General features: G+C 54.3%; 14 protein-coding genes. 10 read left to right on the plus strand and 4 right to left on the minus strand.

Annotated features, from left to right (window positions below):
• Positions 1-111 precede the first annotated feature (111 nt).
• Positions 112-1,380, minus strand: coding sequence for a long-chain fatty acid transporter FadL (gene fadL / locus HEP82_RS07245; RefSeq protein WP_192457470.1), 1,269 nt, complete (start codon positions 1,378-1,380; stop codon positions 112-114).
• Positions 1,381-1,771: 391 nt separating this feature from the next.
• On the opposite strand from fadL, the gene HEP82_RS07250 reads away from it, so the two are divergent.
• The 4 genes from HEP82_RS07250 to sixA all read left to right on the plus strand — a co-directional run bounded on the left by HEP82_RS07250 (position 1,772) and on the right by sixA (position 7,162).
• Positions 1,772-2,068 carry a YfcZ/YiiS family protein gene (locus tag HEP82_RS07250; RefSeq protein ID WP_192457471.1) on the plus strand — a complete coding sequence of 99 codons (297 nt, stop codon included), beginning with the start codon at positions 1,772-1,774 and terminating at the stop codon, positions 2,066-2,068.
• Positions 2,069-2,327: 259 nt separating this feature from the next.
• Positions 2,328-3,641 carry an acetyl-CoA C-acyltransferase FadI gene (fadI, locus tag HEP82_RS07255; protein ID WP_192457472.1) on the plus strand — a complete coding sequence of 438 codons (1,314 nt, stop codon included), beginning with the start codon at positions 2,328-2,330 and terminating at the stop codon, positions 3,639-3,641.
• Positions 3,638-5,782: a fatty acid oxidation complex subunit alpha FadJ gene (gene fadJ / locus HEP82_RS07260; protein ID WP_192457473.1), complete on the plus strand. Its 2,145-nt coding sequence runs from the start codon at positions 3,638-3,640 to the stop codon at positions 5,780-5,782. The genes fadI and fadJ overlap by 4 nt, the downstream gene beginning before the upstream one ends.
• An 891-nt stretch (positions 5,783-6,673) precedes the next feature.
• Positions 6,674-7,162, plus strand: coding sequence for a phosphohistidine phosphatase SixA (gene sixA, locus HEP82_RS07265; RefSeq protein ID WP_015854279.1), 489 nt, complete (start codon positions 6,674-6,676; stop codon positions 7,160-7,162).
• A gap of 46 nt (positions 7,163-7,208) precedes the next feature.
• Here sixA and smrB read toward each other — a convergent pair whose 3' ends face one another.
• Complete coding sequence (gene smrB / locus HEP82_RS07270; protein WP_015854278.1) at positions 7,209-7,751, minus strand: endonuclease SmrB; 543 nt, start codon at positions 7,749-7,751, stop codon at positions 7,209-7,211.
• Between the two features lie 235 nt (positions 7,752-7,986).
• Here smrB and prmB point away from each other — a divergent pair, with 235 nt between their 5' ends.
• The 6 genes from prmB to HEP82_RS07300 all read left to right on the plus strand — a co-directional run bounded on the left by prmB (position 7,987) and on the right by HEP82_RS07300 (position 12,585).
• On the plus strand, positions 7,987-8,919 hold the full coding sequence (gene prmB, locus HEP82_RS07275) for a 50S ribosomal protein L3 N(5)-glutamine methyltransferase (protein ID WP_192457474.1): 933 nt from the start codon (positions 7,987-7,989) through the stop codon (positions 8,917-8,919).
• 65 nt (positions 8,920-8,984) lie between these two features.
• Complete coding sequence (aroC, locus tag HEP82_RS07280) at positions 8,985-10,070, plus strand: chorismate synthase (protein WP_192457475.1); 1,086 nt, start codon at positions 8,985-8,987, stop codon at positions 10,068-10,070.
• Positions 10,071-10,077: 7 nt separating this feature from the next.
• A complete protein-coding gene (gene mepA, locus HEP82_RS07285) occupies positions 10,078-10,908 on the plus strand; it encodes a penicillin-insensitive murein endopeptidase (protein WP_192457476.1) in 831 nt (276 codons plus the stop codon).
• A gap of 3 nt (positions 10,909-10,911) precedes the next feature.
• Positions 10,912-11,715, plus strand: coding sequence for a sulfite exporter TauE/SafE family protein (locus HEP82_RS07290; RefSeq protein ID WP_192457477.1), 804 nt, complete (start codon positions 10,912-10,914; stop codon positions 11,713-11,715).
• Positions 11,716-11,729: 14 nt separating this feature from the next.
• Positions 11,730-12,278 (plus strand): elongation factor P hydroxylase, encoded by a 549-nt coding sequence (locus HEP82_RS07295; protein ID WP_192457555.1) that lies wholly within the window; start codon positions 11,730-11,732, stop codon positions 12,276-12,278.
• A gap of 31 nt (positions 12,279-12,309) precedes the next feature.
• Positions 12,310-12,585: a YfcL family protein gene (locus tag HEP82_RS07300; protein ID WP_192457478.1), complete on the plus strand. Its 276-nt coding sequence runs from the start codon at positions 12,310-12,312 to the stop codon at positions 12,583-12,585.
• Between the two features lie 60 nt (positions 12,586-12,645).
• Here HEP82_RS07300 and HEP82_RS07305 read toward each other — a convergent pair whose 3' ends face one another.
• Positions 12,646-12,969, minus strand: coding sequence for a hypothetical protein (locus HEP82_RS07305; RefSeq protein ID WP_192457479.1), 324 nt, complete (start codon positions 12,967-12,969; stop codon positions 12,646-12,648).
• Positions 12,970-13,061: 92 nt separating this feature from the next.
• On the minus strand, positions 13,062-14,714 hold the full coding sequence (locus HEP82_RS07310; RefSeq protein ID WP_192457480.1) for a methyl-accepting chemotaxis protein: 1,653 nt from the start codon (positions 14,712-14,714) through the stop codon (positions 13,062-13,064).
• Positions 14,715-15,262: the final 548 nt, after the last annotated feature.

Consider the following 15,262-nt stretch of genomic DNA (forward strand, 5'->3'; position numbering starts at 1 on the left):
TCTGGGCGTGTCAGTGATGCCAGAAATAACAGGGCGTGAGGAAGACGACTTCCTCACGCCCTGTCTGTTTATGCCGCAGGATGCCTGGCTCCGTCGAAAACCGGGGCATCATCAGAATGCGTAGTTGAAGTTCACGCCATATAGCCAGGCACGCCCTTTAGAGGTAAAGGTATACGACGGCAACGACGAACTGATGCCGGCTTCATTGATGGTGACTTTCTGACCGCGCATATAGGAAACGCCAACATCGACAGACATATCTTTGTTAAACGCATAGGTAGTGCCTGCACTCAACCAGAGACGGTCTTGATCCGGTATGGAAATAGTGCGTTTGTCGGAAGGTACCGGGCTGTCGTCAAAGGCAATACCGGTGCGGAACGTCCAGTTCTCATTGTAAAAATAGGTGGTGCCCAGCGCGATACGATATGCGTCGTGGAAACCTTCTTCTTTACGGAATAATTGTTGACCGTTGTTGCCGGTTGCTCTCAACTCCTGGAATTCACTCCAACTGGTATATGCCAGGCTGTAATGAACCGCCCATTTCGGTGCGACGCGATGCCAGGCCGACGCTTCCCACATTTCCGGCAGGTTGAGCGTCAGATTACCAGGAATGGTGACGCCGGAGGTCCCGCCTGCACGAGCGGAAAGATCGCTGCTGAATTTACCATGGAAATCGATATCGACTTGGGAACGATATGTCAGGCCGAAGCGGTTGTTTTTATCCAGCTCATACAGGATGCCGGCATTCCAACCATAACCCCATTCGTTGCCTTCCAGACGAGAGATTTCTGATGAAGAACTCACGCCCAGCAACGGACCGATTTCACCTGCGTTACGAATGATCTTGGCATCGGCGTAGACGGCATTGACGCCCAGCCCGAAGCTGAAGTGCTGATTCAGACGATAGGCGGCGCTCAGGTTCAGGTTAGTGGTCTTGAGATCGGTTTTGCCGCCGATAGAACCTGCGGTGTAGTTATCGCTGAACTCGGTGGCCAGGCCGAAATTGGTAACAGCGGAAGCCCCTACTGCCCACTTATCATTGAGCGGCATGATGAAATGCAGATTGGGCACCCAGGCATGGGGCGCGATGTTGTTGGCGCTGGCGTCGCGTCCACTGGAACTGGAGCCGTGCAGATTGATATCCGGTTTGATATAGGTGGCGCCGCCGGAGAAGGCGGGACGATCGAACATCGTCATGGTCGCCGGGTTGCGGCTGCCGGATGTCGCGTTGTCCGCAACGGCGCCTTCGCCGGAGAATGCGCGCCCCAAACCGGAGGAGGAATATTCGTTCAGCTGGAAACCTGCAGCGAAGGCGTTAGTGGCCATCAGTGCCAGTGCAACAGAAAGAGATGTTTTTTTAAGCATGATTTTCTGGCCCATGACCAAAACCTCGCTGAATGTTTATTATTGGATGTTGTTACGCCTGTCATCAGGGGAGGCGCATTGTAGGGGGCGCAGCAGGGCCGACAAATCAGACCAGTGCGCCAGTAGCAGTGGCAGACATCATGCGTGTTATCATTTTGAAAATAAGATGTTTGATATCGAGAGTTTTTGCCTGCATTTGCTTAACAAATAATTGGCATTTATTGACATTAAAGCAACACTTCGGGCGGGGGAACTTCGGTAAACGGTGATTTTGTTCACGCAATCGGGCCGAGAGCAGTAAGCGCTAGTGATATAGCGCGGGCCGGGGGTAATATGGCGGGGAGATTATTGTTTTATGATCCGGATCTCAACCAGACCGGTTCATGTCGCCGAGAGGAGTTTTGCCATGACAAACGCGATGAATAAATGCAGCGCTGAAGAAACGGCCGCCTGTTGTTGTGTGGATGTCGGTACTGTGATGGATAATACGGATTGCACCGCATCTTACCGCCGTGTCTTTACTGATCGCGCCGAAGCCGAATCGGTACTGCAACAACTGACGGAAAAAGCGCGTTCCGTTGAGTCGGAACCCTGTGTGATCGACAGCCGTTTTGCTGAAACCGCCGGCGGCGTGCAGTTGGATATCGACTTTACGTTCAGTTGCCAGGCTGAAACGTTGATTTTCCAACTGGGTTTGCGTTAATCGCCGTACATCTATTTTCTGGCGCAGCCATTGTGCTGCCGTCCACGATGGCCGACAGAGATGTCGGCCATTTTGTTTTCTCCGTTCTGCTCGTGACCGCCGCAAAAGCGTGGTGTAGCTCGCTGTTTATTATCAGTTTGTTTGCGCGTTGTAATCCCAGCGTTAACAATGAATTCTATCCAGGCCGTATTACGCGATAATCGCCATACGTATATTGTCAAGACAGTGCCTGAATATCGCATTGAGAACAGGAGTGGATATGCAACAACGGGTACCGTTGGTCACTCGACAAGGCGATCGCATTGCGATTGTCAGTGGATTGCGAACCCCCTTTGCCCGTCAGGCAACGGCTTATCATGGTATCCCCGCGCTGGATCTTGGCCGGATGGTGGTTGCTGAGCTGCTTGTGCGCAGTGGTATAGCGCCAGAGCACGTCGAGTTGTTGGTCTTTGGGCAGGTGATTCAGATGCCTGAAGCACCCAATATTGCGCGTGAAATTGTGCTCGGTACGGGAATGAGTGTGCGGACGGATGCTTATAGCGTGTCGAGAGCTTGTGCGACCAGTTTTCAGGCGGTAGCCAATGTGGCTGAAAGCATTCTGGCTGGCGTCGTCGACGTTGGTATTGCCGGCGGCGCGGATTCGTCTTCCGTGTTGCCGATCGGCGTTAGCAAAGCGCTGGCGCGAACCTTGCTGGATGTGAGCCGGGCCAAAACGCTATGGCGGCGGTTGGCGTTGCTGGCGCGGTTGCGGCCAGGAGATTTGTTGCCGGTAGCGCCGGCCATTGCAGAATACTCCACCGGGTTACGGATGGGGGATAGCGCCGAACAAATGGCGAAAAGCCACCGTATCAGCCGTGAAGCGCAGGATGCCTTTGCCCATCGCTCGCATACGCTGGCCGCTCAAGCCTGGAAGCGAGGAACATTACGTGATGAGGTGATGACCGCATATATTCCGCCATTCAACCAGCTACTGGAACAAGACAACACGGTACGTTACGACAGCTCGCCCGCTCAGTATGCCCGGCTGCGGCCTTCGTTTGATCGTCGCTATGGCAGCGTCACGGCCGGTAACAGTTCACCGCTGACCGATGGAGCGGCCGCGCTATTGATGATGAGCGAATCTCGGGTCAGAGCGCTGGGACTGACCCCGTTGGGTTATCTGCGCAGCTATGCGTTCACCGCCATCCCCGTTCATGAGGATATGCTGGCGGGGCCGGCCTATGCCACGCCATTGGCGCTGACGCGCGCGGGGATTACGCTCTCCGATCTGACGTTGATCGATATGCATGAGGCGTTTGCCGCCCAAACATTGGCCAATCTCCAGCTCTTCGCCAGTAGCGAATTCGCTCGCGACCGGTTGGGGCTCAGCGCGCCGCTGGGGGAGGTGGATATGGAACGCTTTAATGTGCAGGGCGGCTCTCTTGCCTATGGGCATCCGTTCGCTGCCACCGGGGCACGAATGATTACGCAGACGCTGCGTGAACTGCGTCGCCGCGGTGGAGGGCTAGGGCTAGTGACCGCCTGTGCCGCTGGCGGGCTGGGTGCTGCCATGGTTTTGGAGGTAACGGAATGAGCGAAGAGCAAAGAGCGGAGGATAGTCAGCCAATGACCACTGCATTCACCCTGAGCTGGCTACCGGATGATATCGCTGTGGTGCATATCGATGTTATTGGCGAAAGGGTCAACACCCTGAAATCGGCGTTTGCTGAACACGTCGAGACGATTCTGGCGCAAGCGGCGGCAAAAGGCATGCCACGCGGGATGATCATCATGTCCGGAAAACCCGACAGTTTTATCGCCGGTGCTGATATCGGCATGCTGGATGCCTGCCCTGATGCCGGTGCAGCGCAGGCATTGTCCCGACAAGGGCAGGACACGTTTTCCCGTCTGAGCCGCTTATCGTTTCCGGTGGTGGCGGCTATCCATGGCGCTTGTCTGGGTGGTGGGTTGGAGTTGGCGCTGGCGTGTGATTATCGGATCTGTACGCCTGACGATGCGACTGTGCTGGGGTTGCCTGAAGTTCAGTTGGGGCTGTTGCCGGGCGCCGGCGGAACGCAACGGCTTCCGCGCCTGATTGGTGCGGATCGGGCGCTGGATCTGATGTTGACCGGGCGTCGTCTGCGCGCCGCACAGGCAAAAAAGTGGGGGCTGGTGGACGACGTTGTGCCGCGAACGATCCTTATTGAGGCCGCTATCGCACAAATTCGCTTAGGTAAACGTAAAGCGCGTGGTTGCGGGCAAAATGGGCGACAGCGTTTTTTGTCGCTACCGTTTGTGCGTCGCGTGTTGTTCGATCGAGTACGGAAACTGACACGGGCGAAAACCCAGGGGCACTATCCTGCGGCGGAGCAGGTGATTGATGTGGTGATCTGCGGGTTAACGCAGGGGGAAACGGCTGGCTACGCCGCAGAAGCGCGGGCGTTTGGTCAGCTGGTGATGTCGCCGGTTTCGAAAGCGTTGCGACGGTTGTTTTTTGCATCGTCGGCGTTGAAGAGCGAAGCGGAGGGCGGTAACGTCGGCCCATTGCGCCGGGTGGGCATTGTGGGGGGCGGCTTGATGGGGGGCGGAATTGCCGGTATCACTGTGCTGCAAGGGCATTTACCGGTACGTATCAAGGATATTGATCATCAAGGCGTCATCCATGCTTTGCGCCATAGCTGGCGACAGCTTGACGAGCTGGCGGCACGCCGGCGTATCACTCCTGCCGTGCAGCGTCAGCGTATGAGCCTGATATCCGGGGGTATCGATTATCAGGGGTTCGAACGGGCAGATGTCGTGGTTGAAGCGGTTTTCGAAGATCTGGCGTTGAAACGGCGAATTGTGGCCGATATTGAGGCGGTAACACCGGAACAGACTATCTTTGCTACCAACACGTCGTCGCTGCCTATCCATCAGATCGCCGACGGGGCTCGTCGTCCTGAGCGGATCGTCGGGCTGCACTATTTCAGTCCAGTAGAGAAAATGCCGCTGGTGGAAGTGATCCCTCATGCGGGGACTCACCCCGACGTAGTGGCAACGGTGGTGGAATTGGCGAAACGCCAAGGGAAAACCGCGATAGTGGTTGCCGATGGCGCCGGTTTTTATGTGAATCGTATTCTAACGCCGTACCTGAATGAAGCGGCTCGCTGCCTGCTGGAAGGCGAACCGGTGGATAGCATCGATCGGGCATTGGTGAAGTTTGGTTTTCCCGTCGGCCCATTCGCGTTGTTGGATGAAGTCGGGCTCGATGTGGCGATGAAGATTGCACCGGTGTTGTATCAGGCGTTGGGCGAGCGGTTTGGTGTATCGCCGGTGCTGGAGGCGATGCTGCGGAATAACCGGCTAGGCAGGAAGAATCATCGTGGTTTTTATCGTTACGCGCAGCGCGGTATCCGTTGGCGTCGTGCGGAAAAAAAGGTGGATGATCACGTTTATACGCTATTGGGTGTGACGCCTAAACCGCATTTGGCCCCGGAGCTTATCGCTCAGCGATGCGTGATGATGATGTTGAATGAAGCCGCATATTGCCTAGCGGAGTCCATAATCCGCAGTGAGCGGGATGGGGATATCGGCGCCGTGTTTGGTATTGGTTTTCCACCGTTCCTCGGGGGGCCTTTCCACTATATGCGGCAATTGGGTATGGATACTGTCGCCGCGTCTTTGCGTATTCTGCGTGAGCAGTACGGTGAGCGTTTTCGCCCTTGTGAGGCGCTGTTGCAAGAAAATGGTGAATAGCCTGAAGGGGATTTTTGACGGCTGGATCGAATCAGGTGCGGTAAATAATACCTTGTGATCGCCGGAATATTAGGCTAATCGATGTTTTTTCGAAAATTGCGCTATTGGAGATAAATAGAACGGGGAAATAGGGCGTGCGCGCGTTTTTTAATTCATTGCGGCATGTCTTGCTTTAAGGCCGTTTTTATTTTTTTAATCAAATGAGGGAAGGGCTTGTAACATCCTGTTTTTTATCGCCTGTCAATCATTTCCCTGAATGTTGGGCATAATTAATAAATATATATTAATGTGATGTTGCTACGGGGTTAATTCTTGTCAATTAATATAGCCCGTTATTATTTTTTCGCCAGTTTTAAAACGCGGACGTTATTAAAAAAATAAACAGTATTATTAAAAGAAACCGGTATCAGTTTATCTCGTATTGTATGGTTTTTTGAATTTTATGACTGTTTTTCTTTATATTGTTAACTTTATGTTTCGAACTGTGTGTTTTTAAAATGCGAGAACAGCACATTATTGTCAGGTATGGATTATTTCTCCTTATGCTTAACAAGGGTAATATGCTGAAAAGATTTGGGTTTACCCTTCAGCGAAAAGACAGTGATGCAGTTGCTTGCACTGACAGGCGGTGGGAGCGGTTGCGCCGCCCTGGCAATTCGGGTAAAAAATGCGGCCTTGTGCTGGTTAAAACACCAACAAAAGTCAGACGCATTTTTGAACTGTAGCGGTAAAATGTGTGCGGGCGTAAAGGATAACGAGGTTCCGACGATAATCCCTACGCGGATATGAGTAGGGAGCTGCCTGATGAGAGTGCAATGACGCAACTGCCGGGCGGATTCTGGATATATCCATAAGGTTTTTATAACCTTTTCAATTAAATAGCGGTGTAATATGCAAGTATTGATCATGCGTCACGGTGATGCTGTACCGGACGCTGCCAGCGATGCGCTTCGTCCTTTGAGTCTGCGTGGTTGTGATGAGTCGCGTCAGATGGCTGCTTGGTTGAACGATCAGGCGATTGATGTCGATCGGGTTCTGGTTAGCCCTTATGTTCGGGCTCTGCAAACGTTGCAGGTGGTGGCTGAAAGTTTGCCGTTGCCGCCGGAAAACGAATCGTTGCCAGAATTGACGCCGGGCGGTAATGCGGAGCTGGTCGGCGATTACCTGCTGGCGTTGGCGAAAGAAGGCGCTGGAACCGTACTTATCATCTCTCATCTGCCGCTGGTAGGGTATCTGGTGGCGGCGCTATGTCCGGGGGAGAACGCCCCCATGTTTGCGACTTCCGCCATTGCCTGTATTCAACTGGACGACGCCACGAGTGAGGGTGTTTGCCAGTGGCATGTCAGCCCTTCGCATCTGGTGGCCAAAACCCGTTCCTGAGCGTCGTCGTTGAGTGACGCAGGCCGTCGGCGTATCCGCCGGGGCCTTAAATGTGTTCGGGAATGTCCTGCACCACCAGAATCAGCAATGCTGCATCGCCGCCGAATTCTTTCGGCGCTTGGTGAAACGCCAGCACGTCGGGGTGCTGCGCCAGCCAGAGCGGGGTCTGCTTTTTCAGAATGTGCTTACCGTGGCCGTGCATGACGCAGGCGCAATAGACGTGCTCGCGACGGCAGGCCGCCAGTAAGGCGCCCAATTCCTGCTTGGCCTCCTGTTGCGTCAACCCGTGCAGATCTAAAAACAGTTCCGGCGAATAATCGCCCCGACGCAATTTTTTCAATTCATAGTGGCTGGCGCCCGGACGGACATAGCGCATCGGCCCTTCATGTTCCAGCTGTGGCTGAAATTCATCAGAAAAATAGAAACTGGCATCCACCTGTTCCTGAATGGCGCGGCGCGGCGGCAATACGCCGGTTTTGGGGCGGGCTGGCTGGTGGCGGTAGGTATCCTGACGCAGGCGGGACGCCCCCGCGACGGAGGTGCGAAACAGCGTCTGATCCTCCTCATTAAGCATGAATTTCTTTTTCATCGGTGCCTTACTCTGTCATCACTGTCTTGTCAGTTTACCTGTTCTTATGTCTCTCACTAAACAAAACCGTGTCTGGGTGATCGTCTGCCAGCCCGTAGTGATAGGTGCTGATTTGTTGTCGGCTTCATGGCACACTACGAGGCTTATCATGATGGCATCCTGCGCCAGCGCTGCGAAATATTGATGATTGCGGCCGAAAAACAGCGAGATTGACAGCAGTCTGTGGAGAATAAGTTTGGACAAGATTTTCGTCGATGAGGCGGTTAACGACCTGCATACCCTTCAGGATATGCTGCGTTGGGCGGTGAGTCGTTTCAATGCAGCTGGCCTGTATTACGGCCATGGTACGGATAATCCGTGGGATGAGGCGCTGCAACTGGTGTTGCCGACGCTGTTTTTGCCACTCGATATTCCGGAGCAGATGTACCGTTCCCGTCTGACGCTCAGTGAACGTCAGCGCATTGTTGAGCGGATTGTCCGTCGGGTGAACGAGCGAATTCCGGTTGCCTACCTCACCAACAAAGCCTGGTTCTGTGGGTTGGAGTTTTATGTGGACGAACGGGTATTGGTGCCGCGTTCGCCGATTGGCGAGTTGATCGATAACCGTTTCGACTCGTTGTTGCCGCATCAACCCCAGCATATTCTGGATTTGTGCACCGGCAGCGGGTGTATTGCCATCGCGTGCGCCCATGCCTTCCCGGAAGCGGAAGTGGACGCGGTGGATATTTCCCCAGAGGCGCTGGCGGTGACGGAACAGAACATCCAGCAACATGGTGTGGAACATAGCGTTACGCCAATCTGTTCCGATTTATTCCGCTCGCTTCCTGCCATCAAATACGATCTGATTGTGACCAACCCGCCGTATGTCGATGAAGAGGACATGTTCGATCTACCGCAGGAGTATCGCCATGAACCTGAACTGGGTTTGGCGGCCGGTGATGACGGGTTGGATCTGGTACGCCGCATTCTAGCCTGCGCGCCGGATTACCTGGGCGATGATGGTGTACTGATTTGTGAAGTAGGCAACAGCATGGTTCACATGATGGATCAATATCCGGACATTCCTTTCACCTGGCTTGAGTTTGATAACGGCGGCGACGGCGTCTTTATGTTGACGCGCGAGCAACTTATTGATTGTAAATCTCATTTCAGCCGTTGCCGGGATTAACTCAACGATGCAGGCATAACGACGCCTGCATCTTTTTTATCTTGTTCTAATGCTAAGGAGCCGTGATGGCAGGAAACAGTATTGGTCAGTTTTTCCGCGTCACCACTTTTGGTGAGTCCCATGGCATCGCCCTTGGCTGCGTGGTGGACGGCGTACCGCCGGGGATCGCGCTGACCGAGGCCGACTTGCAGCACGATCTGGATCGTCGCCGTCCGGGAACATCCCGTTACACCACCCAACGCCGTGAACCGGATCAGGTGAAAATCCTGTCCGGCGTGTTTGAAGGTGTAACCACGGGCACCAGCATCGGTTTATTGATTGAAAATACCGATCAGCGCTCGCAGGATTACAGCGCCATCAAGGATCTGTTCCGTCCAGGGCATGCGGATTACACCTACGAACAGAAATACGGTATCCGTGATTATCGGGGCGGGGGCCGTTCTTCCGCCCGTGAAACGGCGATGCGTGTGGCGGCCGGGGCGATCGCCAAAAAGTATCTGCAACAGCGCTTTGGGATCCATATCCGCGGCTATCTGGCCCAGATGGGCGACGTGGTCTGCGAATTGAAAGACTGGAATGCGGTAGAGCAAAATCCTTTTTTCAGCCCGGATCCGGACAAGCTGGACGCGCTGGATGAACTGATGCGTGCACTGAAGAAAGAGGGCGATTCCATCGGTGCGAAAGTGACTGTGGTGGCCGAATCGGTGCCGCCAGGGCTTGGCGAACCGGTGTTTGATCGTCTGGATGCCGATCTGGCGCATGCACTGATGAGTATCAATGCGGTGAAAGGCGTAGAAATTGGCGATGGGTTCGCCGTGGTGGGTAAGCGCGGTAGCGAGAACCGTGACGAAATCACGCCGGACGGTTTTGTAAGCAACCACGCGGGCGGCATTCTGGGCGGCATCAGCAGCGGCCAGACCATCACAGCGCATCTGGCGCTGAAACCGACCTCCAGCATTACCGTGCCGGGGCGTACCATTACCCGTGACGGACAGCCGACGGAAATGATCACCCGTGGTCGCCACGATCCCTGTGTCGGGATCCGGGCGGTGCCGATTGCCGAAGCCATGATGGCGATTGTGCTGATGGATCACGTACTGCGTCAGAGAGCGCAGTGTGGCGAAGTGGATTGCAAGGTGCCGCGCTGGTAATAACACGATGAATATGCGTTGGATTGGGATGGCGGCGCTGCTGTTGAGCAGTGTCGCGTTGGCGAAAACCCCCTGGCAGACGATAACCCAGCCGGTGGCGGGATCGCCGCAGTCCATTGGCGCATTTGCCAATGGCTGCATTGTCGGTGCGCGGCCGCTGCCGTTGCAGGCCGGCGATTATCAGGTTATGCGCGTCGATCAGCGCCGTTATTTTGGGCATCCGGATCTGCTGGCATTTATTAATCGGCTCAGTAGTCAGGTGCATCGCGCTACCGGCGGGACGGTACTGATCGGGGATATGGGTATGCCCGCCGGTGGTCGTTTCAGCAGCGGTCATGCCAGCCATCAATCGGGATTGGACGTGGATATCTGGCTGCAACTGCCGCGCCAACGTTGGAGCCAGCAGCAATTGCTACAGCCGCAACCGCTCGACCTGGTCATGGCCGATGGCCGTCGCGTCAATCCGACGTTGTGGAGCCCGGATGTGATGGCATTGGTGAAAACCGCGGCGCAGGATCGCGATGTGACCCGCATTTTCGTTAACCCGGCCATCAAAAAACAGCTGTGTCTGGATGCAGGCGCTGATCGTAACTGGCTACATAAGGTGCGTCCATGGTTCGCCCATCGCGCGCATATGCATGTGCGGCTGCGTTGCCCGGCGGACAGCCTGGAATGCCAGGAACAAGATACGCCGCCGGCGGGCGACGGCTGCGGTGCCGAGCTGGAAAGCTGGTTCAAGCCGCACCAGCCGGGCGCTGAAGCGCCGGGAAAAACCACGCCGCCTCCGTTACCCCCTTCCTGTCAGGCGCTGCTCGACAGGCATTTTGCTCCGGAATAAGTTATGGAATGGTTTATTGTCGGGCCGGATATTTTGGCTCTGTTGTTTTTAGCGAGTGTCATCGCCGGGTTTGTCGATTCGATAGCCGGTGGCGGTGGGTTGTTGTCGATCCCGGTATTGCTGGCTGCAGGGTTATCGCCGGCTCAGGTTCTGGCAACCAACAAATTACAGGCGGTGGGAGGGTCATTTTCCGCCAGCCTGTATTTCGTCCGTCGTAAAGCGGTGGACATGAAAATACTGACGCTGGCTGTGCCGCTTACCTTTTTAGGGGCGGTATTCGGTGCCTGGCTGATTCAACAGATTCATGCTGATTTCCTGCGTAAGTTATTGCCGGTACTGGTGATCGGCATTGGGCTTTATTTTTTGTTGATGCCGAAAGTGGGGGATGAGGACCGCCATGCGCGTCTGTCGCTGTTGCCTTTTTCCTTGCTGGGCGGTGCTTGCGTCGGTTTTTATGATGGTTTCTTTGGGCCGGGCGCCGGGTCTTTTTATGCGCTGGCCTATGTCACCCTGCTGGGCTTCAATCTGGCGAAAGCGACGGCACACGCTAAGGTGCTCAATTTCACCTCGAATTTCGGTAGTTTGTTGTTTTTCATGCTGGGTGGACAGGTGGTATGGGGCGTGGGGCTGGTGATGCTGGTTGGGCAGATTATCGGTGCTCGGTTGGGGGCCCGAATGGTGCTCACCAAAGGCCAGACGCTGATTCGCCCGATGTTGGTGATCATGTCCGCGCTGATGAGCGTCAAACTGATCCACGATAATCACGGCGGCGATATCGCCCGTTGGGTCGGGTATCTGTTCTCATGACTACGCCGAATGCGATGCGCGGTACACACCATTATGAACAGCTGATTGCTATTTTTAATCAGTGCTTTAGCGACGACTACAATACCCGGCTGGTCAAAGGTGACGACGAACCGATCTATCTTCCCGCTGATGAGCAGTCACCCTATCACCGTATTCTGTTCGCCCATGGCTTCTACGCCAGCGCGATGCATGAGATTTCCCACTGGTGCATCGCGGGTGCGGAGCGGCGCAAACAGGTGGATTTCGGGTACTGGTATTGCCCAGACGGGCGCGATGCGGCGACGCAGAGCCAGTTCGAGTCGGTAGAGATCAAGCCGCAGGCGCTGGAGTGGATGTTTTGCGTGGCGGCAGGCTTTCCCTTCAATGTCAGCTGCGACAATCTCAACGGCGATACCACCCCAGATCGCATCGCATTCCAGCGGCGGGTACACGCGCAGGTGATGGTTTATCTAGCGCAGGGCGTTCCGACGCGCCCGGCGCGGTTTATTGAGGCGCTACGGGTGGGTTATCAGACGCCACCTTTGACGCCGGACAACTTTCCCTACCCGGCCGATCTCTGCTGAGGCGCCGGACGTTCGATATTGAGGATATGTGATGATCGCAGAATTTGAAGCGCGCATTCTGACGCTGATAGACAACATGGTGGATCACGCCAGCGATGATGAATTGTTTGCCAGCGGTTATCTGCGCGGCCATCTGACGTTGGCGGTGGCCGACGCCGAGGCTGTCGGTGAGCAAACGGCTCAGGCGCTGAATACTCGGGTACAGCGCAGCCTGGATAAAGCCATCCAGAACGGTGAATTGTCGCCGCCGGATCAGGTGCTGGTCGCCCAGATGTGGGAAACGCTGTACCAGCAGGTGCAATGCTAATCATCCGTTTGGGCGCTTTCTGGTTTTGGGGGAGTGTCCCGCCCCTGCGGCGGGCGCAAGCTAGCTGAAATGTTCCTCTTTAGACAGGGTGCGAATATTGTTCAGCAGGTTTTCGAACAGGCGTAATGCAATACTAATGCTGTTGATATTGTAATAAAGCGCGGCGTCATGCTGTTGCAGGTAGCGCTCAAATGCCGGTTTATCGAGTATTTTTCTGATGGCCTGTTGCCGTAAGCGTAAATGGCGACAATTGTTGAGATAAAGCTCGAATGAGCGGTAATCGCTGTTGAGCAGTTGTGCCAGCAAGGCGGTGATCTGCTCAAATTCGTCGATCAGTCGCGAATGGTTGTTCAGGTTCTCCCTCTTCTCGGCATCGTGGTTCATCGTGTTCTTTCCCTTTTGCTGCGACCGGCCATTCGCCCGGATAGCGACAGATCACACCAGAGCATGCTCTGGTGTGATGCATGGTCAGGCGATTAGAAACTTTCCCAACTTGTTTCATTATGAGTTACCGCACGATTTTTCGTCGGCGAGACAAGACGTGGCGCCGGCGCGGAGGAGGTTGCCGCTAACTCAGGCGTGGCATGATGGCCGACGCTAAACTGCCCAACCAACTGGTTTAATACCGTTGCCTGCTCTTGCAAGGATTGTGATGCGGCAGAGGCTTCTTCTACCAATGAGGCGTTCTGTTGAGTCACATCATCCATCTGATTAACCGCTTGATGAACCTGATTGATTCCCTTGCTTTGCTCTTCGGTCGCGGCGGAGATTTCACTCATCAGATCAGAGACTTGTTGAATCGCATCTTTCATGGCCGACATCTTTTTGCCGACATCGCCAGCCTGTTCGGCACCGGTCAGGATCAACGCATTAGAGGTATCGATCAAATCTTTGATTTCACGCGCGGCCGTGGAGGAGCGCTGCGCCAGGGTGCGAACTTCCCCGGCGACGACGGCGAACCCACGCCCTTGTTCCCCTGCTCGTGCGGCTTCTACGGCGGCGTTCAATGCCAGAATATTGGTTTGAAACGCGATGCCTTCAATCAGAGCGATAATGTCGGTGATTTTACTGCCGCTGGTACGGATCTTATCCATGGTATCCAGCATCGTCGTAACCGAGTCGGCGCTACTGACCGATATCTGGCTGGCATTTCCTGCCAATATACTGGCTTGCTGGGTGTTCTCCGCATTCTGGCGTACCGTTTCGCTGATTTCTGTCATGCTGGCGGCGGTTTCTTCCAGCGATGCGGCCTGTTGCTCAGTCCGGGAAGACAAGTCTTCATTACCGGCGGCGATTTGCGTTGCTGCGCTGCTAACCGATTGTGCAGAGGCGCTGACGGAGGCCAGGGTAGTGGCGACACGTTGCATCAGTGAATTAAACGCCTGGGCAGTGATACCGATCTCATCCTTGCGCTGGTCGTTCGCTTTGAGCGTCAGATCCAGGGTTGTACTGGCGCTCTCCATGACGTGGCTCATGTTGCTCAGACTTTTTCGAATGCCCAGGATCGTTCTTACCGCCAGGATGCTGGTCAGTAATATGGTTAATAGCGCACCGCTTAACAGGCTAATCCAGCTCTGGTTGTAGATCCGTGTATTGGTCTGGCTCAGGTCATCGCTGATTTTGACGTTCAAATCGAACTGCTTGCGATAAGTGATGAGCATGTTACGCACGGCTTCGCCCACACCGCCGACACCTTGCAGCATACCCAGCGAGAGTTCATCCTGATTGGCTTTAGCGGCAGCCAGAAAAGCGGGCAACGTCGACTGCAAGTTTTTGACATTGTCTATGGCCACTAAAGTCAGGTTCTTATCCTCCTCGCTGGAAATATTGTTCGTCATATAGTTGCTATTGAGCGATTTAATATCCTCAATAGTTTGGTTTATGCCTCGTTCAATGTCGGGCAATTTACTGTCGTCCGGCGTGGTTTGATAACGATAAAGAAAAAGCACCAGACTGTTGCTTTTATCTACGACGTTATTCAGATCCCTAATACTGGCTATAGCATTATCCTGCACATATTCGGCGCGAGACTGGAAGCCAGATAAGAGCGACAGTGTAATTATCACCAGCGCAATGAGCGCCAGAGATAACAGTGAAAACGTTAATAGCAGGCGTTGCGTAATATTCATAACCTCTCCGTTTTATGTCTGTGATAGTCAGGTTGCAGGCGTACCGACGGATCGCTTTGCCCTGCCATGGGCTGATTCTTTAGGGCCGCGATACGACACACTAGATGCGACTGCGCTGCGGCTGCTGGCTGGGCAGCGGCTCTGCCGGGTCGCATATTTGACTCAGTCCAGGAGGGGGCCGTGTCGTCGTGTCATAAAGCTCGTCACGCACCCTGATCTTGTGGTTCAGAGCGTTGCGGTGATGAAAACACCAGAGTTTGTCCTGCAATCCGAACTGTCGGGGTATAGACCATGGTGTAAAGCGCGTGCTGAATCGTGATGTGTCGCGCCGGGTAAGCCGCTAACTGTTCGTGATTCATTAGCCGTTATCGGCATGGGTATAGGTATCTTGATGATTTTGATCGAGAAAACCATTCAATCAATAATTTTTGATATCTTTTAGGTATTGATACTGTGTTATCGATCGTCAAAAACGTTCGTAAATCTGACATTACTCAGCAACAGAAACCGTTTTTTTTAGATAACAGGATGAAAAATCACATAAAACG

This window comes from Musicola keenii (assembly GCF_014855505.1).
GTDB classification, from domain to species: Bacteria; Pseudomonadota; Gammaproteobacteria; order Enterobacterales; family Enterobacteriaceae; genus Musicola; species Musicola paradisiaca.

What these genes read in the sequence shown, in the direction of transcription:
- fadL (WP_192457470.1), bottom strand. Translation starts at nt 1,380, where the DNA reads ATGGGCCAGAAAATCATGCTTAAAAAAACATCTCTTTCTGTTGCACTG.
- HEP82_RS07250 (WP_192457471.1), top strand. Translation starts at nt 1,772, where the DNA reads ATGACAAACGCGATGAATAAATGCAGCGCTGAAGAAACGGCCGCCTGT.
- fadI (WP_192457472.1), top strand. Translation starts at nt 2,328, where the DNA reads ATGCAACAACGGGTACCGTTGGTCACTCGACAAGGCGATCGCATTGCG.
- fadJ (WP_192457473.1), top strand. Translation starts at nt 3,638, where the DNA reads ATGAGCGAAGAGCAAAGAGCGGAGGATAGTCAGCCAATGACCACTGCA.
- sixA (WP_015854279.1), top strand. Translation starts at nt 6,674, where the DNA reads ATGCAAGTATTGATCATGCGTCACGGTGATGCTGTACCGGACGCTGCC.
- smrB (WP_015854278.1), bottom strand. Translation starts at nt 7,751, where the DNA reads ATGAAAAAGAAATTCATGCTTAATGAGGAGGATCAGACGCTGTTTCGC.
- aroC (WP_192457475.1), top strand. Translation starts at nt 8,985, where the DNA reads ATGGCAGGAAACAGTATTGGTCAGTTTTTCCGCGTCACCACTTTTGGT.
- mepA (WP_192457476.1), top strand. Translation starts at nt 10,078, where the DNA reads ATGAATATGCGTTGGATTGGGATGGCGGCGCTGCTGTTGAGCAGTGTC.
- HEP82_RS07290 (WP_192457477.1), top strand. Translation starts at nt 10,912, where the DNA reads ATGGAATGGTTTATTGTCGGGCCGGATATTTTGGCTCTGTTGTTTTTA.
- HEP82_RS07295 (WP_192457555.1), top strand. Translation starts at nt 11,730, where the DNA reads ATGCGCGGTACACACCATTATGAACAGCTGATTGCTATTTTTAATCAG.
- HEP82_RS07300 (WP_192457478.1), top strand. Translation starts at nt 12,310, where the DNA reads ATGATCGCAGAATTTGAAGCGCGCATTCTGACGCTGATAGACAACATG.
- HEP82_RS07305 (WP_192457479.1), bottom strand. Translation starts at nt 12,969, where the DNA reads ATGAACCACGATGCCGAGAAGAGGGAGAACCTGAACAACCATTCGCGA.
- HEP82_RS07310 (WP_192457480.1), bottom strand. Translation starts at nt 14,714, where the DNA reads ATGAATATTACGCAACGCCTGCTATTAACGTTTTCACTGTTATCTCTG.